Genomic DNA, 25,949 nt, shown 5'->3' with positions numbered 1-25,949 from the left:
GGGTGGGGACGCGGGTGGTGATCGCGGTGGTGTTCCATTGACGGCATGGCTGATGCGTTCGACGGGTTCCGGATCGGTGCGGGGTACTCGGTGGTGGAGCCGGACCGGCACCGACCGGGGTCCTTCACCCTGGTGGTGGACGGCACCCCGCAGTCGCACGTGGACCTCGAGGACCCGACCCACCTGGCGTTCGAGTACATCCGGCGGATCGGGCACGCGATCGACCTGCTGCCGGACGGCCCGATCACGGCACTGCACCTGGGCGCCGGCGCTCTCACCCTGCCCCGCTACGTCGCGGTGACCCGTCCGGGTTCGCGGCAGCAGGTGATCGAGCTCGAGCGCGACCTGGTCGAGCACGTGCGCGAGGCCCTGCCGTTCCCCCGCGGTGCCTCGATCCGGGTGCGGTACGGCGACGCCCGGGAGGTCCTCGGCAAGCTGCCCGCCGGGCTCCGCGGCACCGTGGACCTGGCGGTGGTGGACGTCTTCGGCGGTTCGCAGATCCCCGCCCACGTGACGAGCGTCGAGTTCTACCGTGAGGTCGCCGCGTTCCTGTCGCCGACGGGCATCGTCGCGGTGAACGTGGCCGACGGCGCCGGGTTGGCGTTCGCCCGCGGGCAGGCGTCGACGCTGCAGTCGGTGCTGCCGTCGGTCGCCGCGGTCGCGGACACCGGCATGCTCAAGGGCCGGCGGTTCGGGAACATCGTGCTGCTCGGGTCGCCGACCGACCTGCCGGTGGCGGACATGCCGAGGCGGTACTCGTCCGACCCGATGCCGGCGAAGGTCGTGCACGGTGCGGAGCTCAAGGCGTTCATCGCCGGGGCGCCGATCGTCACCGACCAGACGGCGGTCGCGTCGCCGGAGCCGAACCGGAGCGTGTTCGGGGGCTGATGCCCGCGCGGCGCCGCCGGGGACGGACTTCGGGCACTCGGCGGGTCCGGCTGTCAGGATGGTCTGAACGACCGCGCAGGTGCGCGACCGAGCGATGGGAACCCTGATGACGAACGACGACCGGAACGACCAGGACCGGACGGGCGACGGCCAGGCGCCGCGCTGGGGCGACGCCCCGCAGCAGCAGCCCGACGCCGATGCCCCGCGGTACGGCGAGCGGGTGGACCCGGCGCCGACCTCGACCCCGCAGTACGGCGAGCAGTACGGGCAGGGCCAGCAGCAGCAGTACGGGCAGCAGTCCGGGCAGGGTCAGCAGTACGGCCAGCCGAACGGCGAGCAGCAGTACGGCCAGCCGTCGAGCACGCCGAGCTGGAACGACCAGCAGCGCCACGACCAGCACCACGACCAGCAGCCGTACGCCGCCGCGCCCGCGCACGCCGGTGCCCCGGCCTGGCAGAGCCACGACGAGCCGAAGCCCAAGAAGAAGACCCTCGGTGTCGTGGCGTTCTTCCTCGGACTCGCCGCGCTCGTCATCGGCGTCATCGGCGGGTACGTGATGGGGTCGGCGCTCGCCAACAGCGACGCGATCAACAACCTCGTACCGAGCAGCGGTGCGACCCCGGACCAGCAGGAGCTGCAGCGTCAGCTCATGAACGACCCGGCCGTCATCTCGCAGATCGGTGTCGGTGCGGTGATCGCCGGCGTCGCCGCGATCCTCGGGCTCTGGGCGCTCGTGCAGGGCATCATCGCCGCCGTGACCAAGCGTGGTCGCGGCTGGGGCATCTTCGCGATCATCCTGGCAGTCGTGGCCACGATCGCGACGCTGGTCACCTACGTCGGCGTGGCCGCTGCCGCCGCGGTGGCCGCCAACTCCTGATCGCCCACTCGGAACGGCCCGTCGTGCTCCGGCACGGCGGGCCGTTCGTCGTCCCGGGCGGCACGCGCGGACGGCCGCACCCGCGCAACCTGAGCGCGTCGCACCGACCGCTCCCGGGAGACCGCGGCTACCCTCGAACCGATGTCCCTCCCGCCCGACGACCGCCAGCAGCCCGACCTGTCCGACCGTTCCCGCGAACCGCGCCACGCGGCTCCCGTGACGGCCGGAGTCAGCCCGGGCAGCACCTTCGCGCCCATCAGCCTGCGACCCGCGGTCGACGTCGACGCCGTGCACCAGCGGCTCCGTGACCTCGGCCAGAGCCGCAGCACCGACGCCCTCGCCGAACGGGCCGAACTCCTCCGCCTGCTCGGTCGACTGGACGAGTCGCTCGTCATCGCGGAAGAGGTGTTCCGCCTGGCGATGTTCACCGGGGAGCGCCAGGACAAGGTCGCCGCGCGGATCCGTCGTGCGCACGTCCTGCACGACCTCGGGCGGCACGACCGCGCCGCCACCGAGGCCGCCATGGCCCGCGACACCGCCGCCACCGAGGAGTGGCCCGAACTCGAGGGCGCCGCAGCCGAGATCGAGGGCTGGTCGCTGTTCGAGAACGACCGATTCGACGAGGCCCGCGCCGCACTCTCGCGGGCGTACCAGGCCTTCCGGCAAGCGGGGGCGCCGTCCGAGCGCACCGACGCGTTGCGCACCGCGGTCGAGGCCGCCATGCGGGCCTCGATCACCAACCCGGCGGAACCGTCCGACAAGCCACGGACCGCCCGCGAGGTCGCCGCCCGCCGTGCCGAGGACGAGGAACCCACCACCCGCGTCGCCGAGCCGGTGAAGCAGGTCCCGCCGATCCGCCGCCGCGTGCTCGGTGCGCCCGACGCCGCACGGACCGAGGCCGACGACATCTGGGGCCGGATCGCGGCCCGGGCAGCGAAGAAGGGCCAGGCCGACCCGCGCGCCGAGCAGTGACCGCGCTCGAGACCGTCCGGCTCCGCGCCGAAGCGCTCATCGCCGAACACCTCGGTGCCGGCACGTGGGCGTTCGGCTTCGACCACGCCAAGACGCGCGCCGGTCAGTGCGACTTCGCGCGGAAGCGGATCACGGTGAGTCGTCACCTGGCCACCCGGTTCTCCGACGACGACGTCGAGCAGGTCCTGCTGCACGAGGTCGCGCACGCCCTCGCCGGTGCCCGGGCGGCACACGGACCGAAGTGGAAGCGCACGGCCGCGGCCATCGGGTACACCGGCTCCCGGCTGCACGACGGGCCGATCGCCAGCGAGCTCGCCCCCTGGATCGGCACCTGCCCCGCGGGGCACGAGCACTTCCGGTACCGCACGCCCACCCGTCCCCTGGCCTGCGCCCGCTGTTCCCGGCGCTTCGATGCCCGGAACGTCATCACCTGGCGGCGCCGGACCGCCGACGACGACGCGGCCACGATGGCGTCGACTACCGCATGAGGGTCCCGACGCACGGAGGCGCGCCGGTAACCCGTTAGCCTGGGCGGATGCACACGGGGCAGCACATCCGCACGGACGCCGGTTCCTCCTGGTTCTTCGACGCCGGACGGATCGCGCTCGACTTCGCGCACACGGGTGGCTTCGCCGACGACCCCGCCGGACGCCGACCGCGGTCGCAGCTCGGCGAGCTGCTCGCGAGCCCGGCCGACCTGGACGAGTGGCTCAGCGAGCACACCGAGCCGATCGACGTCGGCGCCAGCGCCCGCGAGCTGCAGGACGCCCGGGCCCTGCGTGCCGCGATCGCCCGACTCGCCGTGGCCGCCGCCCCCGCGCCTGCGAGCACCGCCGCGGAACGCACCGCCGTGGCAGCGGGCCTGCGTGCCGGGGCTGGCCGCACGCGCCCCGCGCCCGACGACATCGACACCGTCAACCTGTTCGCCGCCCTGCCGGACGTGCCCCCGAGCCTCCCGGGTGGCCGACGCCGTGCCGGAGCCAACCGGGTCCGCCTGGCGCAGGCCCTGTCGAGCGTCGCGCGCGACGCCGTCGCGCTCTTCACCGAGGTCGGCTTCGACGACGTCGAGGCGGACGGCCGGCCGACTCGGCTGAGCCGGTGCTCGGCCGAGGACTGCGGCCTGGTGTTCTACGACTCGTCGCGCGGTGGGACCCGTCGCTGGTGCTCGATGCAGCGGTGCGGCAACCGGGCGAAGGTCCGGGCGCACCGCGCCCGCCGCGCCGCGGAGTGACCACGAGCTGAGCACGAGCGGTCACGACACCCCGCTCACCCCCGCCGAGCGGTCACCAACCGTCGGCTGGCGGCCTCTCAGCCGACAGGTCGTGACCACCCGACACACGCACGCTCGAGCGGCGACCGGCCAGCACCACAACCCGACGAAGAAAAAGATTCGGCATGCCGAATTCTCTGGCAGGATCGGTGCATGACCGACACTGCCAGCCCCCGGCTCGACGAGCACCCATCCGGTGCCCCGCGTCGCCGCGCAGCCGGGCTCACCCTGCTCGGACCGGCCTTCGTCGCGGCAATCGCGTACGTCGACCCGGGCAACGTCGCCGCCAACCTGACGGCCGGCGCCGAGTACGGGTACCTGCTGCTCTGGGTGCTCGTGGCCGCGAACGCCAGCGCCGTGGTGGTGCAGTACCTGTCCGCCAAGCTCGGGGTGGTGACGGGCAAGTCGCTGCCCGAACACCTCGGCCTGCGGATGCGGCGCACCCCCCGCCTGCTGTTCTGGGGTCAGGCCGAGATCGTCGCCGCCGCGACCGACATCGCCGAGGTCATCGGCGGCGCACTGGCGCTCTACCTGCTCTTCGGCCTGCCGCTCGTGGTCGGCGGGATCATCACCGGGCTCGTCTCGATGCTCCTGCTGACCCTGCACAGCCGCCGGGGCACGCGACTGTTCGAGACCGTGGTGACGGCGATGCTCGCGATCCTGACCGTGGGCTTCTGTGCCGGGCTGCTGTTCGCCCGGGTGTCCCCGGCCGACCTGGTCGCCGGGCTCGTGCCGCGTTTCGAGGGCTCCGGGTCGGTGCTGCTGGCGGCCTCGATGCTCGGCGCGACCGTGATGCCGCACGCGGTGTACCTGCACTCGGCGCTCGCCCGGGACCGCCACGGGGACGTCCCCGCCGGGCCGGAGCGTCGCCGGGTGCTCGTCGCGACCCGGTGGGACGTCGGCCTCGCGCTGATCGTCGCGGGCGGGGTGAACATCGCGATGCTCGTCCTCGCGGCAGCCACCCTGCCGGGCGTCGAGGGCACCGACTCCATCCCCGGTGCGCAGCGCGCCATCGCCGAGAACGTCGGCCCGGTCGTCGGAGTGCTCTTCGCCGTGGGCCTGCTCGCGTCCGGCCTGGCCTCGACCTCGGTGGGCTGCATGGCCGGCGCGGAGATCATGCAGGGCCTGCTGCACGTGCGGATCCCGCTCGTGGCCCGGCGCGCGATCACCCTGGTGCCGGCGATCGTGCTGCTCGCGCTGAACATCGACGCGACGATGCTGCTCGTGGTCAGCCAGGTGGTGCTGAGCTTCGGGATCGCCTTCGCGATCGTGCCCCTGGTGGTCTACACGTCGCGACGGAGCGTGATGGGGACCGACGTGAACGCCGCGACCACCCGCGTGGTGGCGTGGGTGATCGCGGCGGTCATCGTGGCGCTCAACGTCGCGCTGGTCGTGCTCACCCTGACCGGCTGAGTCGCAGCCGGTCAGGGTGACGGGCGGTCGTCACTCGACGACCTGGACGTCCTTCCAGAACGCGACGTAGCCCGAGTAGTCCTTGCCGACGCGGTCGAACGACGACGGGATCGGCGTCGGGTACGACCAGGCGCGGTCCTGCAGCGCCTGTCCGTCGACGTTCACCGTGAAGTACTGGGTGTCGCCCTTCCACGGGCAGTGGTACTGGGTGGGGCTCTCGGTGAAGAGCTCGGTCTTCACGCTCGACGGCGGGAAGTACCAGTTGCCCTCGATCTTGATGAGGTCCTCTTCGGGGGCCTCCGCGATCACCGTGTCGCCGACGACTGCCTTCATGGCGTTGCTCCTTCGCTCGCTGGTTCCGTGACGGGGCGAACGCTACGCGCGCTCCCCCGATTCCCGCAGGACGGGCAGGTCCGGCCCCGCGGCGAGCGCCGCGTGCACGTCGTCACGGCTCAGGACGGCGGCTCCCTCGGACGCGCTGACCAGGTGCCGCACGGCACGGCGCAGCCCCGTGTACGCCGCGCAGGCCGCAGCGGCCTCGGGTGAGGTGTGGTCGATGCCGACCTCGGTGAGCGCGTCGACGACGGCTCCGGCGGCGAGCAGGTCCTCGACGGCGAAGTCGGGTGCGTCGGCCACGTCGACGGACTCCCCCGCCGCCTCGGCCGCGTCGTCGAGGACTGCGGAGTGGTGCAGCCCGGCGGCCACGATCGCGACGACGCACCGGCCACCGCGTGCGGCCTGGAGGCCCGTCACGCGTTCCGCGACCGCCGCCGCGTTGCCGAGGTGGCCGAGCACGACCTCCGGACCCTGCGGCAGCTGGGCGGTCACGTTCCGCAGCGCGCGGCGCTGTGCTGCGGCGTCGGGGGTCGGCGGCAGGGCGTCGACCCAGACGAGCAGGTGGGTGCCGTGGGCGATCCGTGCCGCACCTCCGGGACCCCACGCGAACCGGACCTGGTACTTCTCCTGGGTGCGTTCTGCCACGTCCGTCACGATAGCCGCCCGGGCGATGCTGTCCTTCTCCACAGGGTCGCCGTCCGACCGGGTTCCACCAGGGTCGCCAACCCTAGGATGCATGGTCATGGAGATCGCCCCCGTACCCACCCTGACCGGCGACCGTGTGACGCTCGAGCCCCTCGGGCAGGAGCACGCGGAAGACCTGCGGGCGGCGGTCGCGGACGGCGATCTGTGGCGCACCTGGTACACCTCCGTGCCCGCCCCGGCACAGGTCGAGGCCGAGATCGACCGGCGGCTCGCCGAGCACGAGGCCGGACGCATGGTGCCCTTCGCCGTGCGGGACCGCCCGACCGGCCGGGTGGTGGGTGCGACGACCTTCATGAACATCGACCCGGGCAACCGCCACGTCGAGATCGGCAGCACGTTCCTGGCCCGGTCCGCGCAGCGCTCGGGGATCAACACCGAGTCGAAGCTGCTCATGCTGTCGCACGCGTTCGAGGCCTGGCAGTGCATCGCGGTCGAGTTCCGCACCCACTGGCACAACCTGCAGTCCCGGGCGGCCATCGCGGGCCTCGGCGCGAAGCAGGACGGCGTGCTCCGGAACCACGCGATCGGCCGTGACGGCACGCTGCGCGACACCGTGGTGTTCTCGGTGATCGCGTCGGAGTGGCCGGCCGTGCGGCTCTCGCTGGCCGAGCGGCTCCGGCGGCACGACCGCGCCGAGGGGTCCCGCCGCCGGTCGGCCCGGCACGCCTGAGTCGTCCCCGCTGCGTCGTCTCGCACCGCCACGACGCACCGTCCAGCCCGCGGGCGTAGCGTCACCGCCATGCACGTCGGCCTCCGGATCGTCCTCGATGCGCCGGTCGACGCCGTGCGCGATGCCCTGCTGTCCCCGTCCGTCATGGTGGCGGTGACGAAGCCGTTCCTGGCGTACCGCTCGCGTGATCCCCAGGGGTTCCCGGAGCGCTGGGAGCCGGGGCACCCGCACCCGATCACCGCGGACGCGTTCGGGCTGGTGCCGAGCGGCGACACGCACGTCGACCTCGACCTGTACGAGGTCCAGGGAGTCCCCGTGCAGCGCGACAACGGCGGCGGCACGTCCGGGTTGTTCGGGCTGATGACGATGTCGCACCGGATGGCCGTCGTCCCCGCACCGGGTGGCCGGACCCTGCTGCTCGACCGCCTGACCTACCGGATGCGCCCGGCCGTCCTCGGGCTCGCCCTGTGGCCCGGCATGTGGGTCATCTGGCAGTGGCGGGCGTTCCGGATGCGCGCCCTCGCGCCCACCTGGCGGACCGACGGCGAGTGACGCGACGCGGGTCGGGCCTCCCGTCCACCGCGGAGCGGGCGTAGCCTCGACCACGTGAGCCAGACGCGCCCCCAGGAGCCGACGACCGACGACCGCGTGCGCAGCACGCTGGCGACGACGGATTGGCGGCGGATGACGTTCGACCTGTACCGCCGTGTCCGCGCCACCCCCGACCCCCAGACGGCGCACGCACTCTGGCGCGAGACCCGTGACGCGATGTTCGCGGAGCACCCGGCGTCGCCCCTGCTCGACGAGGACGCTCGCGACTTCGAATCGCTGCCGGTGCCGGACTACGACCCGGCGTGGCGGTTCCAGGTCCGCATCGAGGCCACGGAGCCCGCCGAGTTCGACTTCGAGACCGGCACCGACGGCGTCGTCCACTTCGACCGGCTCGGCCTCGTGCGGGTCCCCGGAGTCGGCACGCTCGACGTCTGGAAGCACGGCGGCTACGCGGGCGGGGTGTTCGTCCCCGTCAAGGACGCCAGCGCCGGCAAGGCCCGCGGCACCTACGGCGGCGGGCGCTACCTGCTCGACACCATCAAGGGCTCGGACCTGGGCGGCGACGACCTCGGGTCGCTCGTGCTCGACTTCAACTTCGCCTACAACCCGTCGTGCGCGTACGACCCGGCGTGGGCGTGCCCGCTCGCGCCTCCGGGCAACACCGTGCCGGTCCCGATCCCCGTCGGCGAGCAGTACGACTTCTAGGGTGGAACGCATGACAGGACTCGTCGCCCTCGACGTCGGTGGCCGCGTGCCGCCGTTCGAGCAGGTCCGATCGCAGATCGCCGCACAGATCACCGCCGGGTACCTGGTCGACGGCGAACGGCTGCCGAGCGTGCGCGGGCTGGCGGACGAGCTCGGGCTCGCCGCGGGCACCGTCGCGAAGGCCTACCAGCTGCTCGAGGAGGCCGGGCTCGTGCACACCGCACGGGGCGCCGGTACCCGGGTGGTGCGGCCAGCGGCGGTGCCGGACGCCGTGGCCGAGGCCGCTCGTGCCCTGGCCGCCGCGGCGCGCTCGGCGGGGCTGTCGGCGGACCAGGCGGCGACCGCGTTGCGCGAGGCCTGGCCGGCGTAGCGGGCGCGGGTGGCTGCGCTGGCGCTGGCGGGGCTGGCGGGGCTGGCGCTTCCGGGCGTACCTGGTCGTTCCGGGCGTACCCGGTCCGAAGTTCTGACCCGGTACGCCCGATTCGACCAGGCATCGCAGGCGTTCTGGGAAGGAACCTCCCGAGCGCTCAGCAGTGCTCGTACACGTACGCGTCGTCCTTCGGGGTCACCAGGTCGCGGTCGCGCAGGATCGTCATGGCCGGACGGCTCTTCAGCCCGCACACCGACCCCCACGAGCGCTCGAGGGTGTCCGAGTACTCCACGTCGATGACCCGCTTGCCGTAGGCCTTCGTGTACGCGGCGCACTCCCGGTACTGCACGCACTCCTCGGCGACGACGAAGTCGAACCCGGTCTGCTTCCGGCCGGACGCCCCGAGCTGCGGCGTGTTCTTCTGCCCGACGGCCAGGCCGTGCCGGTGCCCCTTGGCGACGAGCGACTTCGCGAGCGCCAGGTTGCCGGCACGGGTGAGCCGCTTGCCGCTCCGGGTCCACGAGTCGAGGTTGTCGAACTCCACCGCGTCGAACCCGCGGTCACCGCAGCGGGCGACGGTCTTCGCGAGCACCTTCGTGATCAGGGCACGCTTGGCCGCGGTCCGGGTGTCCAGGAGCATCTCGTCCGGCCACCCCGGGTCCGAGACCGGCTTGCCCGCGCGATCGCGGAGGATCGCCGACGGGTACGACTTCTTCCACGTGCGTGCGGCCTCGGGCTGCGTCTGGAACCCGTTGACGTAGCAGATGTTGTACTTGCCCTTCGCCGGGCGGTCGGTGCTGTCGCGCTCGACGATCGTCACGCCGGAGGGCGGGGTGTACCCGCCGCCGAGCTGGTAGTCCACGCGGCCCGAGGTCGGCAGGTTGCGGTAGCTCCCGGCCGCGCTGGTCGTGGCGGCCTCGGCGCAGCCAGCGGTGCCGAGGACGGCCACCAGGGCCATCGCGGTGGTCAACAGGACGGATCGCATGCGCACCCCGGAATCCTCGCACGCGCACGGCGAACGACCCCGCCCTCGCTGTTCCGGGGATGTGCACGCTATGCTGGTCGTACTCGAGGCGCCGATCGCCTCGTGCGTCGTACGGACGCCCCGAACTCCCGACCACCTGTCTCCGGACTCTGGTCGATGATCGAGCACCTCACGAAGGTGCCCAGGCTTCTCTGCTGCGGCGACTGCGCCAGCCACATCCGTTGGCGCGCATCCCGCCCGCGCGCTGCCTCAGAGCGCGCCCACAGCCGGACTGCTCCGGCTCGAAAGGTCACCATGACCACCGAAGACATCCGTTTCTCCGACCTCGGCGTCCCCGCGCCGATGGTCTCCGTCCTCGCCGACCAGGGCAAGGACATGGCGTTCCCCATCCAGGCGGACACCCTCCCGGACTCCCTGCAGGGCAAGGACGTCCTCGGCCGCGGCCGCACCGGCTCCGGCAAGACCATCGCCTTCGCGATCCCGCTCGTCGCCCGCCTCGCCGCCAGCGGCCGCAAGCGCCGCGCCGGCCGCCCCCGCGCCCTGGTGCTCGCACCGACGCGTGAGCTCGCGACGCAGATCGACGTCGCCCTCGCCCCGCTCGCCAAGGCCATGGGCCTCAACACCACGACCATCTTCGGTGGCGTCGGTCAGGGTCGTCAGGTCGACGCCCTGCGCGGCGGCGTCGACGTCGTGGTCGCCTGCCCGGGTCGCCTCGCCGACCTGATGCAGCAGGGTCACGTGAACCTGGGCGACATCGAGGTCACCGTCCTCGACGAGGCCGACCACATGGCCGACATGGGCTTCCTGCCCGGCGTGACCAAGATCATGCAGGCGACGCCCGAGAACGGGCAGCGACTGCTGTTCTCCGCCACGCTCGACAACGGCGTGGACAAGCTCGTCAAGAAGTTCCTGCACAACCCGGTGATGCACTCCGTCGACGAGGCGAACAGCCCCGTCGAGGCGATGACCCACCACCTGTTCGAGGTCGCCGACGCCGACGCGAAGAAGCACCTCGTGAGCGCCCTCGCCTCGGGCAACGGTCGCCGCATCCTCTTCATGCGCACGAAGCACCACGCCAAGCGCCTCGCCAAGCAGCTCAGCAGCCAGGGGATCCCGGCCGTCGACCTGCAGGGCAACCTGTCGCAGGGCGCCCGTGAGCGCAACCTCGCGAAGTTCTCCTCCGGTGAGGCCCTCGTGCTCGTCGCCACCGACGTCGCCGCCCGCGGTGTGCACGTCGACAACGTCGAGCTCGTCGTGCACGTCGACCCGCCCACCGAGCACAAGGCGTACCTGCACCGCTCGGGCCGCACGGCGCGTGCCGGTTCGTCCGGTGACGTCGTCACGGTGACGATGCCCGCAGAGCGTCGCGACGTCGCGCAGATGATGCGTGCTGCCGCGATCAAGGTCACGCCGCAGCACGTCTCGGCGACCTCCCCGGCCGTCACCGCGCTCGTCGGCGAGGTCGCTCCGATCCGCCACGTGGCCGAGGAGCAGCCCACCCAGCAGCGTCAGCCCAAGCAGCGCTCGGCCGAGTCCGCCGGTGACGGCGGCGGTCGTCGCCGTGGTCGCGGCGGTCGGTCGGGAGGCGCGGCGCAGCCCGCGCGCTCCGGCTCGGCTGGCGAGTCCGCCGGTTCGGCCGGGGGCCGTCAGGGCCGTCCGGCCCGTGGCGCACGTTCCGAGGGCGCCGGGCGCTCCGGTGCCGCGGCCGCCGGTTCGACCGGTGGTCGCCGCAGCGGCGGCAACCGCCGCTCGGGCAGCAGCGACGTCGTGCGCGGCGGCTCGTCGGCCGTCTGGTCGTCCGAGGGTGGCTACGCCGCGGGGCGGTCCGGCAACGAGTCGGGCGGCAACCGTCGTGGTGGCTCGCGCCGCGCCTCCCGTCCGGCCGGCGCTGCCGACCGCCACTGACCTGCGCGCTTGACCCGCGCGGTCTGACCCGCTCGGCTTGAGCGCGTCGATGCCCGCAAGACACCGGTGTTCACGTTTCGAACCCCCGCATCCCGGGGTGTGTTCCGTGAACACCGGTGTTTTGCGTGACTGTGCTGGCGAACCTTGGCGGGGGCTGGGGGTGGGGTACCCCGGCGGGCGTACGGTCTGCTTCACCGGATGCCGCGCAAGCGGCTGACGGGGAACACGTCCGCTTCTGGAAGGAGTGCCTATGGCTGGCATCGATGACATCAAGAACGCCGCTGAGAAGGCGGCAGGCAAGGTCAAGGAAGCCGCCGGCAACGCGACCGGTAACGACCGCTTGAAGGCCGAAGGCCAGACCGACCAGGGCAAGGCCTCGGCGAAGCAGGGCGTCACCGACGTCAAGGACGCCGCGCACGGCGTCGCCGACAGCTTCAAGGACGACAAGCACTGAAGCCGGTTCGCAACCGCGCTGCGAAGCCCCCGGATCCGATCGGATCCGGGGGCTTCGTCGTGCGCCGGGCGCGGACGCCCTGGTCGGACTAGTGGAGGGCGCCGACCGATGCCAGGCCGGCGCGGAGCAGTGCGCCACGGCCGCCTTCCATCTCGTCGGCGACTGCGTCGGACGCGGCTTCCATCGGGGTCATCCACGTGAGCTCGAGGGCGTCCTGCCGGGGCTCGCACGTCCCCGTGACGGGGACGACGTACGCCAGCGAGATCGCGTGCTGCCGCTCGTCGGTGTACACCGAGGCGCCGGGCAGCGGGAAGTACTCGGCCACGGTGAACGGCGTCGGACTCGAGGGCAGCTGCGGGAACGCCATCGGCCCGAGGTCCTTCTCGAGGTGGCGGAACAGCGCGGTGCGGATCGACTCGCCGAACATCACACGGCCGGACACCAGGGTGCGGGCGATCGAACCGCTCGGGGAGACACGCAGCAGCACGCCGACCTCGGTCACGACGCCGAGGCCGTCGGTGCGGACGGGGACCGCCTCGACGTAGCAGATCGGCAGACGACGGCGGACGTTCGCGAGCTCCTCGTCGGACAGCCAGCCGGAGTCGGGATCGGGGGTGCGCAGCGAGGACATGCACCGTGTCTACCAGGGACGGCGGCGAGTTCGGCGGAAGGCGCGGGAGTTGGGGATGGTTAGCGTTGTCCACATGATCGATGCGGACCTGGTGCAGTGGACCCGGAGTACCTCCGACCGGCGGGGCACACCCCTGCTCGTGGCGATGCACGGGGTGGGCTCCAACGAGCACGACCTGCTCGGGCTCGCCCCCGCGCTGCCGCCCGCGTGGACCGTCGCGTCGCTCCGCGCGCCGATGCCGTGGGGACCCGGCTTCAGCTGGTACCCGCTCGGCACGCCCGGCTCCCCAGCGCCCGAGGCGGTGGACGCCGCGACCGCCGAGGTGCTCGACTGGATCGACTCCGTCGCCGCCGATCACCCGCGGATCGGGCTGCTCGGGTTCTCGCAGGGCGGCTCGATGGCGCTCCAGCTGCTACGCGCCCGGCCCGCGGCGTTCGCGTTCGCGGTGTCGCTGTCGGGCTTCGTCGTGCCGGGCGTCACGGACTCCCGCGACGAGGCCGTGTCGGCCGTGCGGCCGCAGGTGTTCCTGGGGCACGGTGACCTCGACCCGGTGATCCCGCCCGAGGCCACCGCCCGGACGCAGGCGTGGGCCGCAGCGCACACCGACGTGACCGACCGTTCCTACGCGGGCCTGCCGCACGCCGTGTCGACGGCGGAGCTGGCGGACGTGGCGGCCTTCGTCGACGCGGTGTAGGCGCACGACGACGGACAGGAGGCCCGGTGCCAGCTGGCACCGGGCCTCCTGTCCGTCATGGGTGACGTCCGTCAGTCGGCGAGGATCTGGAGCAGGTCCTTGCGGAGCTGGTCCACCTTGGCCGTGGCGGCCTTGGCCTGTTCCTCGGTCGCGGTGCTGCGGTACATCTGCAGGACGCCCATGGTCTTCCGCAGCGCCTCGAAGAACTCGCGCTGGGCGTCCGGGATGCCCGGGGCCCCGTCGAGTGCCGCAGCGATCTCGTCGGCCTTGGCCTCGGTCTCGGCCTTGCCGGCGTCGGTGAGCTCGAAGAGCGTCTTGCGGCCGTCGCCCGACGAGACCACGAGGTCTTCGTCGACGAGCTGCTGGAGCGTCGGGTAGACCGAGCCGGGGCTCGGCTTCCAGGCGCCACCGGTGCGCTCGGCGATGGTCTTGATCACGGCGTACCCGTTCTGCGGGCCCTCGGCCAGCAGACCGAGGATCGCGAGGCGGACGTCACCGCGGCGACGGCGTTCGCGGCCGAAGCCGGGCCCGCCGAAACCGGGGCCGAAGCCCATGCCCGGGCCGAAGCCGGGGCCGAACCCGCGGCCACCGAAGCCGCGGCCGCCGTGGTCGTGGTCACCGCGGTCACGGCCGGGGAAGCCGGCGCCGTGGTGCTGCCGCGCGCCGCCGAAGCGGGGGCCGCGCGGGCCGAACCCGCGCTGGTCGCGGGGGGACGTGTTGCTGTTGTCGTCATACGAGGGGCGCATGAGGAGTCCTTTCGTCGTGCTGAGTCGGCTCGCGATCGGTCTGACCTGATCGTCTTCGTCGTATCGCGATGTGTTTACGATAGATCGGTAACTATCGCTCTGTCAAGGGGTACGTGCGCTCGGCCTGCTGTCGGTGGTGGCGGGCAGGATGGGACGGACCATGACGGACGTCTTCGAGCGCTTCTCCCCCGCGACCACCGAGTGGTTCCGCGGCGCCTTCGACGCACCGACGCCCGCGCAGGCCGGGGCGTGGGACGCCATCTCGACCGGGCAGCACGCACTCGTGATCGCCCCGACCGGCTCCGGCAAGACCCTGGCGTCGTTCCTGTGGTCGATCGACCGGCTCATCAGCGCGACGGACCGTCCACCGGCGAAGCAGCGCACGCGCGTGCTCTACGTCTCGCCGCTCAAGGCCCTGGGCGTCGACGTCGAGCGCAACCTGCGGAGCCCGCTCGTCGGCATCACCCAGACCGCACGCCGCCTCGGCACCGAACCGCCCGACGTCACGGTCGGTGTGCGCAGCGGTGACACCCCGTCGTCCGACCGCCAGAAGCTCCTGCGCCAGCCGCCGGACATCCTCATCACCACGCCCGAGTCGCTCTACCTGATGCTCACCTCGCAGGCGCGCGAGACCCTGGTGAACGTCGACACCGTCATCGTGGACGAGGTCCACGCGGTCGCCTCGACCAAGCGCGGCGCACACCTGGCCGTGTCGCTCGAGCGCCTCGACGACCTGCTCGACAAGCCCGTGCAGCGCATCGGGTTGTCCGCGACCGTCCGCCCGCCGGAAGAGGTCGCGCGGTTCCTCGGCGGCCGTGCACCGGTGACGATCATCGCGCCGCCCGCGCAGAAGACCTTCGACCTGCGGGTCGTCGTGCCCGTCGACGACATGACCGAGCTCGGGGCGCCGCCGGTCGGCGCGGACGCGTCCGAGTCGCCGACGAACGGGTCGATCTGGCCGCACGTCGAAGAGCGCGTCGTCGACCTGATCGAGGAACACCGCTCGACCATCGTGTTCGCGAACTCGCGGCGGCTGGCCGAACGGCTGACTGCTCGACTGAACGAGATCCACGAGGAACGCGTGCTCGCCGCCGCCGGTGACGGCGTGCTGGTGCCGGCCGGTGCGTCCCCGGACGACGACGGCCTGCCCGTGGCGCGGGGCCGCCCGCAGTCACCGGCCCGCACCTCGGCGCACGCCGTCGCACCCCAGGGGGCCAAGCGACCGCCGGCGCAGCTGATCGGCGGGTCCGGGCAGACGGGCGGCGGGGGCTCGGACGCCTCCGTCCCGGTGCTCGCCCGCGCACACCACGGCTCGGTGTCGAAGGACCAGCGCGCGATCATCGAGGACGACCTGAAGTCCGGTCGGCTGCGGTGCGTCGTCGCGACGAGTTCACTCGAGCTCGGCATCGACATGGGCGAGGTCGACCTGGTCGTCCAGGTCGAAGCGCCGCCCTCCGTCGCGAGCGGCCTGCAGCGCGTCGGTCGTGCCGGACACCAGGTGGGCGAGATCTCCCGCGGCGTGCTGTTCCCGAAGCACCGGGCCGACCTGGTCAACAGCGCGGTCACGGTCGAGCGGATGGTCACGGGCCAGATCGAGTCGATCTCGGTGCCGGCGAACCCGCTCGACGTCCTGGCGCAGCACACCGTGGCGGCCGGGGCGATCGACACCCTCGACGTCGAGCACTGGTTCGAGCTCGTGCGGCGGAGCGCCCCGTTCAGCGGCCTGCCCCGATCGGCGTTCGAGGCGACGCTCGACCTGGTCACGGGCCGGTACCCGAGCGACGAGTTCGCCGAACTCCGGCCGCGGCTGGTCTGGGACCGCGTGCACGGCACCCTGACCGGGCGCCCCGGTGCGCAGCGACTCGCGGTGACGAGCGGCGGGACGATCCCCGACCGCGGCATGTTCGGCGTCTTCATGGTCGGCGAGAAGGCGTCCCGCGTCGGCGAACTCGACGAGGAGATGGTCTACGAGTCGCGCGTGGGCGACGTCTTCGCCCTCGGTGCGACGAGCTGGCGGATCGAGGAGATCACCCACGACCGCGTCGTCGTGAGCCCCGCCTTCGGGCAGCCCGGACGCGTGCCGTTCTGGAAGGGCGACGGCATCGGCCGGCCCGCCGAACTCGGCCGGGCGACCGGTGCGTTCGTGCGCGAGGTCGAGGGCGCCTCGGACGACGACGCCCGCGCCCGCGTCGCCGCCGGTGGACTGGACGAGCGCGCGATCACCAACCTGCTGACCTTCCTGCGCGACCAGCGCGCGGCCACCGGTCACGTGCCGAACGACACCACGCTCGTCATCGAGCGGTTCCGCGACGAGCTCGGGGACTGGCGGCTCATCCTGCACTCGCCCTACGGCATGCAGGTGCACGCGCCGTGGGCCCTGGCCGTCGCCGCACGGCTGCGCGAACGGCACGGCATCGACGGTGACGCGATGGCGGCCGACGACGGCATCGTCGTCCGCATCCCGGAGACCGACGCCGAGCCACCGGGTGCCGACCTGTTCGTGTTCGAGCGCGACGACCTCGAGGCCCTGGTCACCGACGAGGTCGGCGGCTCGGCGCTGTTCGCCGCGCGGTTCCGTGAATGTGCGGCGCGCGCCCTGCTGCTGCCCCGACGGAACCCCGGGCAGCGGTCGCCGCTCTGGCAGCAGCGACAGCGGGCCTCGCAGCTGCTCGAGGTCGCGCAGAAGTACCCGACGTTCCCGATCGTGCTCGAGACCGTGCGCGAGGTGCTGCAGGACGTCTACGACGTGCCCGCGCTGCTCGGGATCGCCGACGACATCGCCGGACGTCGGATCCGCCTGGTCGAGACGGAGACCGAGCAGCCGTCGCCGTTCGCCCGCTCGATCCTGTTCGGGTACGTCGCGGCCTTCATGTACGAGGGGGACACCCCGCTCGCCGAACGCCGGGCAGCGGCCCTGTCGCTCGACTCGACCCTGCTCGGCGAGCTGCTCGGCCGTGCGGAGCTGCGCGAGCTGCTCGACCCGGCGGTCATCACCTCGGTGGAGCGCGACCTGCAGCGGCTCTCGCCGGACCGTCGTGCCCGTGACGCCGAGGGACTCGTGGACGTGCTGCGGCTCGTCGGCGCGCTCGACCTCGACGAAGCGGTCGACCGGAGCTGGCTCGCCGACACCGCCGACCGTCCAGCGGCCACCGCCGAACTGCGGAGCACGCTCCAGGTGTTGGAGCGGGACCGCCGGGTGCTCTCGTTCTCGCACGCCGGGGCGACGCGCTGGGCCGTGATCGAGGACGCCGCCCGTCTGCGGGACGCCCTCGGGGTCCCGCTGCCGATCGGTGTGCCCACGGCGTTCATCGAGCCCGTGGCCGATCCCCTCGGTGACCTGATCGGCCGCTACGCCCGGTCGCACGGGCCGTTCTCCGCGCAGGAGGCCGCCGGTCGCCTCGGGCTGGGCATCGCCATCGTGCAGGACACCCTGCGCCGACTCGTCGCCGACCGCCGGGTGGTGGAGGGCGAGTTCAGACCCGACCGCCAGGGTGCCGAGTGGTGTGACGCCGAGGTCCTGCGACGGATCCGCACGAAGTCCCTCGCAGCGCTGCGGCACGAGGTCGAGCCGGTCTCGCCGGACACCCTCGCACGGTTCCTGCCCGCGTGGCAGCACGTGCAGACCCCCGGGACCCGCGGCGGGCTCCGTGGCGTCGACGGCGTCCTGCAGGTGATCGACCAGCTCGCCGGGGTCGCCCTGCCCGCCAGCGCCTGGGAGACCCTGGTGCTGCCGTCGCGCGTCACCGACTACTCGACGAGCATGCTCGACGAGCTCACCGCCACCGGTGAGGTCCTGTGGTCCGGCGGGGGCACCCTTCCGGGCAACGACGGCTGGGTGCGCCTGCACCTGGCCGACACCGCGGCGACGACGCTCGCCGAGCCCTCCGGGGACGAGACGACCGAACTGCAGCGGGACGTGCTCGGCGCCCTGGCCGGCGGTGGCGCGTACTTCTTCCGGCAGCTGGGCCAGGCCGTGGGCAGCAGTGACGACCAGGCGCTCACCACAGCGCTGTGGGACCTGGTCTGGGCCGGGCAGATCACGAACGACACGTTCGCCCCGCTGCGCTCGATGCTCGGCGGCAAGGCGAAGAGCTCGAGCGCTCCGCGTGCTCGGGCCTACCGCGGCCGTCGGCGTCCGACCATGCCGACGCAGTCCGGGCCGCCGTCCGTCGGGGGTCGTTGGTCGCTCCTGCCGCTGGCCGAGTCCGACTCGACCGTGCGGGCCGCGGCGACCGCCGAACAGCTGCTCGAACGCTACGGCGTCGTCACCCGCGGTGCCGTGCAGGTCGAAGGTGTCCGCGGCGGCTTCGCCGGGGTGTACCGGGTGCTCTCGCGCTTCGAGGAGTCCGGTCGGGCTCGTCGCGGGTACTTCGTCGAGGGGCTCGGTGCCGCCCAGTTCGCCACCGGCCCGACCGTCGACCGGCTGCGCACCTACGCCCGCGAACTCGGCGACGACGAGCGCGACGACCCGGACCGGAAGCGCGAGGCGCTCACGCTCGCCGCGACCGACCCGGCGAACCCGTTCGGGGCCTCGCTGCCGTGGCCGACGGGCGACGCCGACCCCGGTCTCGTGGCCGACGACGGCGGAGCCGCCCCGCCTGAGACCGCGGTCGGCAGCGGTGCGAAGACGGCTCGGGGCCACCGGCCCGGGCGCAAGGCGGGTGCCCTCGTCACGACCGTCGACGGCAAGCTCACCGTGTACGTGGAGCGCGGCGGCAAGTCGGTGCTCACCTTCACCGACGACGCCGCCGACCTCGCTGCCGCCGCCGCCTCGATCGCCGGCATCGTCCGGACCGGGCTGCGGAAGCTCTCGGTCGAGCGGGTCGACGGGGACTTCGTGCTGGAGACGCCGCTCGGCGGCGCGCTCCGGGCCGCGGGGTTCACGGCGACCCCGCAGGGGCTGCGGCTCCGTGTGTGAGGCGAGCCGCGCCTCCCGGCAGTGCGGCGACCATCTGCCGGAGGTGACCCGTGCCTGAAGGCGACACCGTCTACCGCGCTGCCCGCCGCCTGCACACCGCGCTGGCGGGCAAGGTCCTGACGAAGAGTGACTTCCGCGTCCCAGCGTTCGCGACCCTCGACCTGGTCGGCCGCACCGTCGACGAGGTCGTCCCCCGCGGCAAGCACCTGCTGCACCGCATCGGCGACCTGACCGTGCACTCGCACCTGAAGATGGAGGGCCGGTGGGACGTCTACGCGCCCGGTGACCGCTGGCGACGTCCGGCGCACCAGGCCCGGGCGGTCCTGGAGGCGGAGGGGGTCTCCACCGTCGGCTTCGCCCTCGGAGTGCTCGAGGTCGTGCCGCGCGACCAGGAGTCCGAGGTCGTCGGACACCTGGGGCCGGACCTGCTCGGCCCCGACTGGGACGCCGACCTCGCGCTCGCCAACCTGACCGAGGACCCCGAACGCCCGGTCGGGCTGGCACTGCTCGACCAGCGGGTGCTCGCCGGGCTCGGCAACGTGTACCGGAACGAACTCTGCTTCCTGCGCGGGGTGCTGCCCACGCGTCCGGTCGGGCAGGTGCCGGACCCGACGCGGACGATCACGCTCGCCAGCCGACTGATCCTGGCGAACCGCGACCGCAGTGCCCGCGTCACCACCGGCGTCGACCGCCCCGGCCGACGGTTCTGGGTCTACGGCCGTGCCGGCAAGCCGTGTCTGCGGTGCGGGACCCCGATCCGGCACGGCGAACTCGGCGACTCGGAACTCACCCTGCGCGACACGTACTGGTGTCCGCGCTGTCAGTCTTGACGCTGTCGCGCGGGGTGCAGTCGCGACGACGCGGTCGCACGGACGGCGTCGGTGACCCGTTCGAGCAGGGGTGACGCCAGGTTCCAGCGCTGCCACCACAGCGCCACGTCGGCGTGCCGACCCGGGGCCAGCTCGACCAGGACACCGCGGTCGATCGCCTCGAGGCACTGCGCCTCGGGCAGCAGTCCCCACCCGAACCCGAGCGTGACCGCACGGGCGAAGTCGGCAGAGGTCGGGACGAAGTGGCGCGGGCCGCCGGGAGCGTGGCCGAGGACCTGACGCAGGTACCCCTGCTGCAGGTCGTCGTCGCGGTCGTAGTCGACGAGCGGGACCTCGTCGAGCCGCCGGAGCATCCGCCGCTCGGTGCCGGTGTCGCCGAGGTAGCGGGCGACGAACGCCGGGGACGCCACCGCCCGGTACCGGTCGATGCCGAGCGGCACCGACGAGCAGCCCTGCACCGGATCCGCCTCGGCCGTCACGGCACCCATCACCGTGCCGGCGCGGAGCAGTTCGGCGGTGCGGTCCTGGTCCTCGCGGTGCAGGTCGAACACCACCTCGGTGTCGGCCCGGACGAGGGCGAGGGCGTCGAGGAACCAGGTGCCGAGCGAGTCGGCGTTCACGGCCAGCGGGATCGACGGCACCACCGACGTTCCACCGCCGAGGGCTCGGGAGGTCTCCTCGTCGAGCAGCCGGACCTGCCGTGCGTGCCGGAGCACGACTGCGCCGTCCGCGGTCGGGCGCACCGGGGTGGTGCGCTGGAGCAGGACCCGGCCGACCTGCTGCTCCATCGACTTGATCCGCTGCGAGACCGCCGACGGGGTGATCGCCAGCGCACGGGCCGCCGCATCGAGCGTGCCGTGGTCGACGGCGGCGAGCAGCGTCTCGAGGTGCTCGCGCTGGAACCGGGTCATGCAGCTGAGCTTACGGGGCTGCAGGAACGTGAGCTGTACTACACCGACGCCCGGCCCTAGCGTCGGACCGTGACCACGCTCCTGCCCCTGCTCTCCGGCCTCGGCACCGGCCTCGCACTGATCGTCGCGATCGGTGTGCAGAACACGTACCTGCTGCGCCTCGCCGTGAGCGCCGGGCTCCGGGTGGTGGCCGCTGCCGTCGTGGTGTGCGCGGTCTCGGATGCGCTGCTCATCGTCGCCGGCGTGCTCGGGGTCGGCGCCGTGGTCGAGCGGTTCCCCGTGGCGCTCCTGGTGATCCGGTTCATCGGTGCCGCGTTCCTGCTCACGTACGGAGTGCTCGCAGCGCGGCGTGCGCTGCGGCCCTCGGGGGACGCGATGCGGGTCGCCGACGAGGCGGCCGACGACGGAGTCGTGGGCTCCGGTGCGGGCGCAGGCGCGGGGGTCGACGCGACCACCGGCACGACGGTGGCGGCGGGGCGGACGCGCACCGCGCCTCCCGACCAGGTGGTGACCATGCGGACGGCCGTGCTGACCATGCTCGTCTTCACGTGGGCGAACCCGCACGTCTACCTGGACACGCTGGTGTTCCTCGGGTCGGTGGCGAACCAGCAGGGTGCGGACGACCGGTGGCTCTGGACGATCGGTGCCGTCGCAGCGAGCTGCCTGTGGTTCGGTGCGCTCGGGTTCGGCGGACGCCTGCTGCGGCCGCTGTTCGAGAAGCCGCTGACCTGGCGGGTGTTCGACGGCCTGGTCGCCGTCGTGATGCTCGCGTTCGGCGTGCTGCTGCTCGTCGGCGCGTAGCGGCGGCGGCGCCCGGGCGGCGCGGCGGGCGGGCGGGCGGTGGATGCAAAACACCGGTGTCCACACGTCGCGCCGCGGTCTGCGGGTGTGCAACGTGCGAACACCGGTGTTTTGCGGGCCAGGCCGACCCGCGGAGCCGCCCTACTGCATGCGCTGGCCGACGCGGCTGTGCCGACGGCTGTAGCCGAAGTAGATGACGAAGCCGATGGCCAGCCAGACGACGAACCGGAGCCAGGTCTCGACCTCGAGGTTCAGCATCAGCCAGAAGCACAGCACCGCCGAGATGATCGGCAGCACGGGCGACCACGGCACCCGGAAGGCCCGCGGGGCGTCGGGTCGCGAACGACGCAGCACGACGATGCCGATCGACACCAGGACGAACGCGGACAGCGTGCCGATGTTGATCATGCCCTCGAGCTTGTCGACCGCGGTGAACCCTGCCAGCAGCGCCACGACGACACCGGCGACGACCTGCACGCGCACCGGGGTCTGCGTCTTCGGCTTGGTCTTCGAGAACCAGCGGGGCAGCAGGCCGTCGCGGCTCATCGAGAAGACGATGCGGGACAGGCCGAGCAGCAGCACCATGACGACGGTGGTCAGACCGATCAGGGAGCCGATGGCGATGATGCCGGCGGCCCACGGCAGCCCGACGATGTCGAACGCCGACGCCAGGGACGGCGCCTTCTCCTCGGCCAGGCGCTGGTACGAGACCATGCCGGTGATGACGATGCTGACGCCGACGTAGAGCAGGGTCACGATGCCGAGGCCGATGAAGATGCCGCGCGGCAGGGTCTTCTGCGGGTTCTCGGTCTCCTCCGCGCTCGTGGCGACGACGTCGAAACCGATGAAGGCGAAGAACACCAGGGACGCCGCGGCGAGCAGGCCGAAGACGCCGTACTGGGCGGGCTCGGCACCGGTGAACCAGGACACGAGCGACTGGGTCCAGACGCTGCCCTCGGCACCCTTGGCAGGCTCGGCCGGCGGGATGAACGGCGTGAAGTTCGCGGCCTTGACGAAGAACGCACCGGCGACGATGACGAACACGACGATCGCGACCTTGATGACGGTGATGACCGCCGACACCCGCGACGACAGGCGGGTGCCGAAGGCGAGGAGCACCGTGAAGATCCCGACGATGAGCACCGGCCCCCAGGTGAAGGGGATCGGCCCGAGCTGGATCGTGCTCGGCAGGGTGATGCCGAAGACGTCGAACGCGGTGCTGAGGTAGATCCCCCAGTACTTCGCGATCACAGCACTGGCCGTGAGGGTCTCGAGGATGAGGTCCCAGCCCACGATCCAGGCGAGCAGCTCACCCATCGTGGCGTAGGTGAACGTGTACGCGGAGCCGGCGACGGGGATCGTCGACGCGAACTCGGCGTAGCACATGATCGCCAGGCCGCAGGTGACGGCGGCGAGCAGGAAGGAGATGATGACGCCGGGCCCGGCGAAGTTCGCGGCGGCGTTCGCGCCGACCGAGAAGATGCCGGCGCCGACGGCGACCGCGATCCCCATCGCGGCGATGTCGAACGTCTTCAGGGAGCGTTTCAGGGACCTGCCCTGCTCCTCGGAGTCGGCCAGGGAGGCCTCGATCGACTTGATGCGGAGCTTCGTTGCCATGGGGTGGATCCCGTCATCGGCTGGCGGCGGACCTCGGAAGGGTACTGGTGTACCACTGTGTCACGCAAAGCGTCCGCCCGGACGGTGGTCCGGTCCGGCGACGGCCGGGAGGCGCGGCGGCAGTCCGGCGCGTACCGCTCGGCCAGCCGATGGGTGCGTCCAGGGCCGCGGTTGCGGCCGCGTCAGCGGGATGCGGGTGTGCTCGCGTCAGCGGCCGGCGCGCCAGTCCGCCAGGAACCGGGCTCCGGCCTCGTCGTGGATCACGCCGTCGGGCGCGGTGAGCACCGGGTACGGCGTGGCCGGCACCCCGTCGGCGGGACGGACGTCGACGTGCGCGACCTCGTGGCCGTGGGCGTGCAGCCAGTCCGCCATGGCGTAGTCGCTGCGGGAGTCCCCCACGGTGCGCCAGGTGACCGGGAGCTCGCCGTCCTGCCCGAGGAGCTCGAGCGAGCGCTCGGCCCCCAGGTCCTTGCCGCTGCGGTCGGACTCGACGTCGGTCGAGATGATCGTCGGGTCGATGCGCCACTGCACGGCGCCGTCGGCGTCGGGTCGGACGTCGTCGAGGCGGCGGACACCGAGCCCGCGACGCTCGAGTGCGGCCATGGCCTTCGCGTCGAACTCCGGCTGGCGGGCCAGGTAGGTGGCGTTCGGCACCTCGACGCGCTGCTCGATCGACACCATGGCGCGCTTCGTCTCGTCGAAGAACACCAGGTCCGCGTACTCGTCGCGGACCAGCTCGCGCATCTCGTCGGCGTAGTCCCGCGGCAGGGCGAGGTCCTCGGCGACGGTCAGCTCACCCATGCCGCCGTCGTACTGCGGACCGATCGAGCACCACACGGCACCCTTCTCGCAGACGGCGTGGACCCGGCCACCCTCGGCGAGACCCCCGGCGAGCAGCGGACCGACGACCTCGGAGCGGATGAAGGCGTCGCTGCGGCCGGTGTTGAAGACGATCGGGATGCCCTCGGCGGCGAGCGCGACGAGGTCCGCGACGATGCTCGGGATCGCGATGGTGCGGGAGACCGGGCTGGCGATGGGCCCGTCGACGTCGAGCAGGAGACCGAGGCGGGGTGCGTTCACCCGCCCATCCTCTCGCAGTCAGCTGCTGGGCGAGGCGATCCGGCTCCGGACGCGGTCGATCAGGGCTCCGAGGGCCGCGGGAGCGGGGACGTGTCCCTGCCCGGGCACCTCGGCGTACTCCGAGCCCGGGACGGCGTCGACCACGGCGCGGGCCGCACGGCGCATCCACTCGAGTCCGTCGCCACCGGCGCCGACGAGCACCGGCACACCCACGGCGGCAGCGACCCGCTCGGGCACGGCGAGGCCGTTCAGTACCCGGACCTCGCGGCTGAGCACGTGGGCGTCGACCACCAGGGAGCGCCAGAGCGACCCCTTGAGCCGCAGTGCCGTGACCTGGCCCATCGGGACCCCGAGCACCTGGGTCAGGAACCCACGGACGGCCTGGGCTCGGCGGCCGGCACCGACGTGCTCGTCGAGCAGGTCGGCGAACACGACGTCGTCGGCGTGCGGGTCGACGGAGGCGCGGTACGGCGGTTCCCACAGGACGGCGCCGTCGACGGGCAGTCCGGTGGCGAGCCCGTGCAGGACGACACCGGCGCCGACGCAGATGCCGACGGCGGTGGTCGGTGCGCCGATGCTCTCGACGACGGCCCGCAGGTCGTCGACCTCGCGCTCGATGGCCCACGTCGCGGAGTCACCGCTGGCACCACGGCCACGGCGGTCGTAGGTCACCACGCGGTGGGTCGAGCCGAGCTCGGCGACCACGCGGTCGAGGTACGGGGTCCCGCGGTGGTCGAAGGCACCGCCCACGACGACGACCGCCGGCCCGTCCCCTGCCTCGGAGACGGCGATGTTGGTGCCGTCGGAGGAGACGACCGTTCGGTCGACTGGAGGGAGCATGGGGTCCTTTGCGAGCTGTCGACGGCGATGCGTCGGGCCTCGGAGGGGACCGTGCGGATTACCGGTCCTCCGAGTGTCGCAGGCATGGGAGTCCGTGTCTCCCCCCGCTTCCAGGGGCAGAACCCCGCCACTCGACACCGTGGTGGTCGCGGTGTCATGCTGTTTGAGTACACCTGTACTCAAACGAACACCGGCACTGCAACGGGGAACCATGACACTCATCGCCATCGTCGCCTGCGAGATCGCCTTCTGGGTCGCGATCCTCGGCGGCCTGACCACCCGGTACCTGCTGCGACGGCCACGCACGGGTGCGGCGATGCTCGTCGCGGCACCCGTGATCGACCTCGTGCTGCTCGCGGTCGTCACTGTCGACCTGCTCGGTGGCGGAACCGCGTCGTGGCACCACGGACTCGCGGCGATCTACATCGGCTTCTCGGTCGCGTACGGGCACCGGATGATCGCGTGGGCGGATGTCCGGTTCACGCACCGGTTCGCCGGGGGTCCCGCGCCGGCGCGTCTGAGTGGACGGCGGTACACGGCCCGGTGCTGGGGCGACGTGCTGCGGACCGGGCTCGCCGTGCTGATCGCCGGCGGGATCATCGGTGCGCTCGTCCTCGTCGTCGGCGACCCGGAGCGCACGGACGAGCTGCAGGGCACGGTCGCACTGCTCGGGGTGGTCCTGGGCGTCGAACTGCTGTGGGCGATCAGTTACACGATCTGGCCGCGCCGAGTCACCACCGCAGCCGCGGACCCGGCCGGAGCTTCGAGCCGGCCGTAGG

26 protein-coding genes are annotated in these 25,949 nt (G+C 72.6%); 17 read left to right on the top strand and 9 right to left on the bottom strand.

What is annotated here, in order from left to right; translation table 11 throughout:
• The first annotated feature begins 45 nt into the window (after positions 1-45).
• From DEJ06_RS03780 to DEJ06_RS03755, 6 genes are all read left to right on the top strand, one after another.
• Positions 46-888: a spermidine synthase gene (locus tag DEJ06_RS03780; RefSeq protein ID WP_110863235.1), complete on the top strand. Its 843-nt coding sequence runs from the start codon at positions 46-48 to the stop codon at positions 886-888.
• A 106-nt stretch (positions 889-994) separates the two neighbouring features.
• Entirely contained in the window at positions 995-1,765 is a 771-nt protein-coding gene (locus DEJ06_RS03775; protein WP_146245665.1) for a DUF308 domain-containing protein, read from the top strand.
• 141 nt (positions 1,766-1,906) lie between these two features.
• Positions 1,907-2,737, top strand: coding sequence for a hypothetical protein (locus tag DEJ06_RS03770; protein WP_071406181.1), 831 nt, complete (start codon positions 1,907-1,909; stop codon positions 2,735-2,737).
• Positions 2,734-3,225, top strand: coding sequence for a SprT-like domain-containing protein (locus tag DEJ06_RS03765; RefSeq protein ID WP_111023268.1), 492 nt, complete (start codon positions 2,734-2,736; stop codon positions 3,223-3,225). The genes DEJ06_RS03770 and DEJ06_RS03765 overlap by 4 nt, the downstream gene beginning before the upstream one ends.
• A 47-nt stretch (positions 3,226-3,272) precedes the next feature.
• Positions 3,273-3,968, top strand: coding sequence for a CGNR zinc finger domain-containing protein (locus tag DEJ06_RS03760; protein ID WP_110859474.1), 696 nt, complete (start codon positions 3,273-3,275; stop codon positions 3,966-3,968).
• Positions 3,969-4,160: 192 nt separating this feature from the next.
• The gene (locus tag DEJ06_RS03755) at positions 4,161-5,420 is read left to right on the top strand and encodes an Nramp family divalent metal transporter (protein WP_111038472.1); all 1,260 of its coding nucleotides are present in this window, start codon (positions 4,161-4,163) and stop codon (positions 5,418-5,420) included.
• Between the two features lie 30 nt (positions 5,421-5,450).
• Here DEJ06_RS03755 and DEJ06_RS03750 read toward each other — a convergent pair whose 3' ends face one another.
• A complete protein-coding gene (locus tag DEJ06_RS03750) occupies positions 5,451-5,753 on the bottom strand; it encodes a DUF427 domain-containing protein (protein WP_027466755.1) in 303 nt (100 codons plus the stop codon).
• 42 nt (positions 5,754-5,795) lie between these two features.
• Complete coding sequence (locus DEJ06_RS03745) at positions 5,796-6,401, bottom strand: hypothetical protein (RefSeq protein WP_258372386.1); 606 nt, start codon at positions 6,399-6,401, stop codon at positions 5,796-5,798.
• A 91-nt stretch (positions 6,402-6,492) separates the two neighbouring features.
• Between DEJ06_RS03745 and DEJ06_RS03740 the strand changes: the two genes are divergently transcribed.
• From DEJ06_RS03740 to DEJ06_RS03725, 4 genes are all read left to right on the top strand, one after another.
• The gene (locus DEJ06_RS03740; RefSeq protein WP_071406184.1) at positions 6,493-7,131 is read left to right on the top strand and encodes a GNAT family N-acetyltransferase; all 639 of its coding nucleotides are present in this window, start codon (positions 6,493-6,495) and stop codon (positions 7,129-7,131) included.
• Positions 7,132-7,200: 69 nt separating this feature from the next.
• A complete protein-coding gene (locus DEJ06_RS03735) occupies positions 7,201-7,683 on the top strand; it encodes a hypothetical protein (protein WP_111038471.1) in 483 nt (160 codons plus the stop codon).
• Between the two features lie 132 nt (positions 7,684-7,815).
• Positions 7,816-8,388: a DUF1684 domain-containing protein gene (locus DEJ06_RS03730; RefSeq protein ID WP_051597091.1), complete on the top strand. Its 573-nt coding sequence runs from the start codon at positions 7,816-7,818 to the stop codon at positions 8,386-8,388.
• Between the two features lie 10 nt (positions 8,389-8,398).
• Positions 8,399-8,758 carry a GntR family transcriptional regulator gene (locus DEJ06_RS03725; protein WP_035809483.1) on the top strand — a complete coding sequence of 120 codons (360 nt, stop codon included), beginning with the start codon at positions 8,399-8,401 and terminating at the stop codon, positions 8,756-8,758.
• A 157-nt stretch (positions 8,759-8,915) separates the two neighbouring features.
• On the opposite strand, the gene DEJ06_RS03720 is transcribed toward DEJ06_RS03725, so the two are convergent.
• Positions 8,916-9,743, bottom strand: coding sequence for an endo alpha-1,4 polygalactosaminidase (locus tag DEJ06_RS03720; protein ID WP_258371319.1), 828 nt, complete (start codon positions 9,741-9,743; stop codon positions 8,916-8,918).
• A gap of 294 nt (positions 9,744-10,037) precedes the next feature.
• On the opposite strand from DEJ06_RS03720, the gene DEJ06_RS03715 reads away from it, so the two are divergent.
• Both DEJ06_RS03715 and DEJ06_RS03710 read left to right on the top strand, forming a co-directional pair.
• Positions 10,038-11,648 carry a DEAD/DEAH box helicase gene (locus DEJ06_RS03715; protein WP_111032224.1) on the top strand — a complete coding sequence of 537 codons (1,611 nt, stop codon included), beginning with the start codon at positions 10,038-10,040 and terminating at the stop codon, positions 11,646-11,648.
• A gap of 250 nt (positions 11,649-11,898) precedes the next feature.
• Positions 11,899-12,102, top strand: a complete 204-nt coding sequence (locus DEJ06_RS03710; protein WP_027466762.1) for a CsbD family protein — start codon at positions 11,899-11,901, stop codon at positions 12,100-12,102.
• Between the two features lie 88 nt (positions 12,103-12,190).
• Here the strand turns inward: DEJ06_RS03710 and DEJ06_RS03705 are convergent, their stop codons facing one another.
• A complete protein-coding gene (locus DEJ06_RS03705; RefSeq protein ID WP_071406188.1) occupies positions 12,191-12,733 on the bottom strand; it encodes an NUDIX hydrolase family protein in 543 nt (180 codons plus the stop codon).
• 73 nt (positions 12,734-12,806) lie between these two features.
• On the opposite strand from DEJ06_RS03705, the gene DEJ06_RS03700 reads away from it, so the two are divergent.
• Entirely contained in the window at positions 12,807-13,427 is a 621-nt protein-coding gene (locus DEJ06_RS03700) for an alpha/beta hydrolase (RefSeq protein ID WP_111038469.1), read from the top strand.
• Positions 13,428-13,498: 71 nt separating this feature from the next.
• Here DEJ06_RS03700 and DEJ06_RS03695 read toward each other — a convergent pair whose 3' ends face one another.
• Positions 13,499-14,173, bottom strand: coding sequence for a PadR family transcriptional regulator (locus DEJ06_RS03695; protein WP_111038468.1), 675 nt, complete (start codon positions 14,171-14,173; stop codon positions 13,499-13,501).
• Between the two features lie 160 nt (positions 14,174-14,333).
• On the opposite strand from DEJ06_RS03695, the gene DEJ06_RS03690 reads away from it, so the two are divergent.
• Together DEJ06_RS03690 and DEJ06_RS03685 are read left to right on the top strand one after the other, a co-directional pair.
• Positions 14,334-19,091, top strand: coding sequence for a DEAD/DEAH box helicase (locus DEJ06_RS03690; protein ID WP_111038467.1), 4,758 nt, complete (start codon positions 14,334-14,336; stop codon positions 19,089-19,091).
• Positions 19,092-19,141: 50 nt separating this feature from the next.
• Positions 19,142-19,921, top strand: a complete 780-nt coding sequence (locus DEJ06_RS03685; RefSeq protein ID WP_111038466.1) for an Fpg/Nei family DNA glycosylase — start codon at positions 19,142-19,144, stop codon at positions 19,919-19,921.
• Here the strand turns inward: DEJ06_RS03685 and DEJ06_RS03680 are convergent.
• Positions 19,912-20,832: a LysR family transcriptional regulator ArgP gene (locus tag DEJ06_RS03680; RefSeq protein WP_111038465.1), complete on the bottom strand. Its 921-nt coding sequence runs from the start codon at positions 20,830-20,832 to the stop codon at positions 19,912-19,914. The genes DEJ06_RS03685 and DEJ06_RS03680 overlap by 10 nt on opposite strands.
• 69 nt (positions 20,833-20,901) lie before the next feature.
• Between DEJ06_RS03680 and DEJ06_RS03675 the strand changes: the two genes are divergently transcribed.
• Positions 20,902-21,633 (top strand): LysE/ArgO family amino acid transporter, encoded by a 732-nt coding sequence (locus DEJ06_RS03675; protein WP_111038464.1) that lies wholly within the window; start codon positions 20,902-20,904, stop codon positions 21,631-21,633.
• A 141-nt stretch (positions 21,634-21,774) separates the two neighbouring features.
• Here the strand turns inward: DEJ06_RS03675 and DEJ06_RS03670 are convergent, their stop codons facing one another.
• From DEJ06_RS03670 to DEJ06_RS03660, 3 genes are all read right to left on the bottom strand, one after another.
• Positions 21,775-23,250 (bottom strand): APC family permease, encoded by a 1,476-nt coding sequence (locus DEJ06_RS03670; RefSeq protein ID WP_111038463.1) that lies wholly within the window; start codon positions 23,248-23,250, stop codon positions 21,775-21,777.
• Between the two features lie 207 nt (positions 23,251-23,457).
• Entirely contained in the window at positions 23,458-24,330 is an 873-nt protein-coding gene (locus DEJ06_RS03665; RefSeq protein ID WP_110859458.1) for a hypothetical protein, read from the bottom strand.
• Between the two features lie 18 nt (positions 24,331-24,348).
• Positions 24,349-25,170, bottom strand: a complete 822-nt coding sequence (locus DEJ06_RS03660; RefSeq protein ID WP_111038462.1) for an alpha/beta fold hydrolase — start codon at positions 25,168-25,170, stop codon at positions 24,349-24,351.
• 211 nt (positions 25,171-25,381) lie between these two features.
• Between DEJ06_RS03660 and DEJ06_RS03655 the strand changes: the two genes are divergently transcribed.
• Positions 25,382-25,948: a hypothetical protein gene (locus DEJ06_RS03655; protein ID WP_111038461.1), complete on the top strand. Its 567-nt coding sequence runs from the start codon at positions 25,382-25,384 to the stop codon at positions 25,946-25,948.
• Position 25,949: the final 1 nt, after the last annotated feature.

Source organism: Curtobacterium sp. MCLR17_051 (assembly GCF_003234395.1).
GTDB classification, from domain to species: Bacteria; Actinomycetota; Actinomycetes; order Actinomycetales; family Microbacteriaceae; genus Curtobacterium; species Curtobacterium flaccumfaciens.
This window is presented reverse-complemented; position numbering and strand designations above follow the sequence as displayed.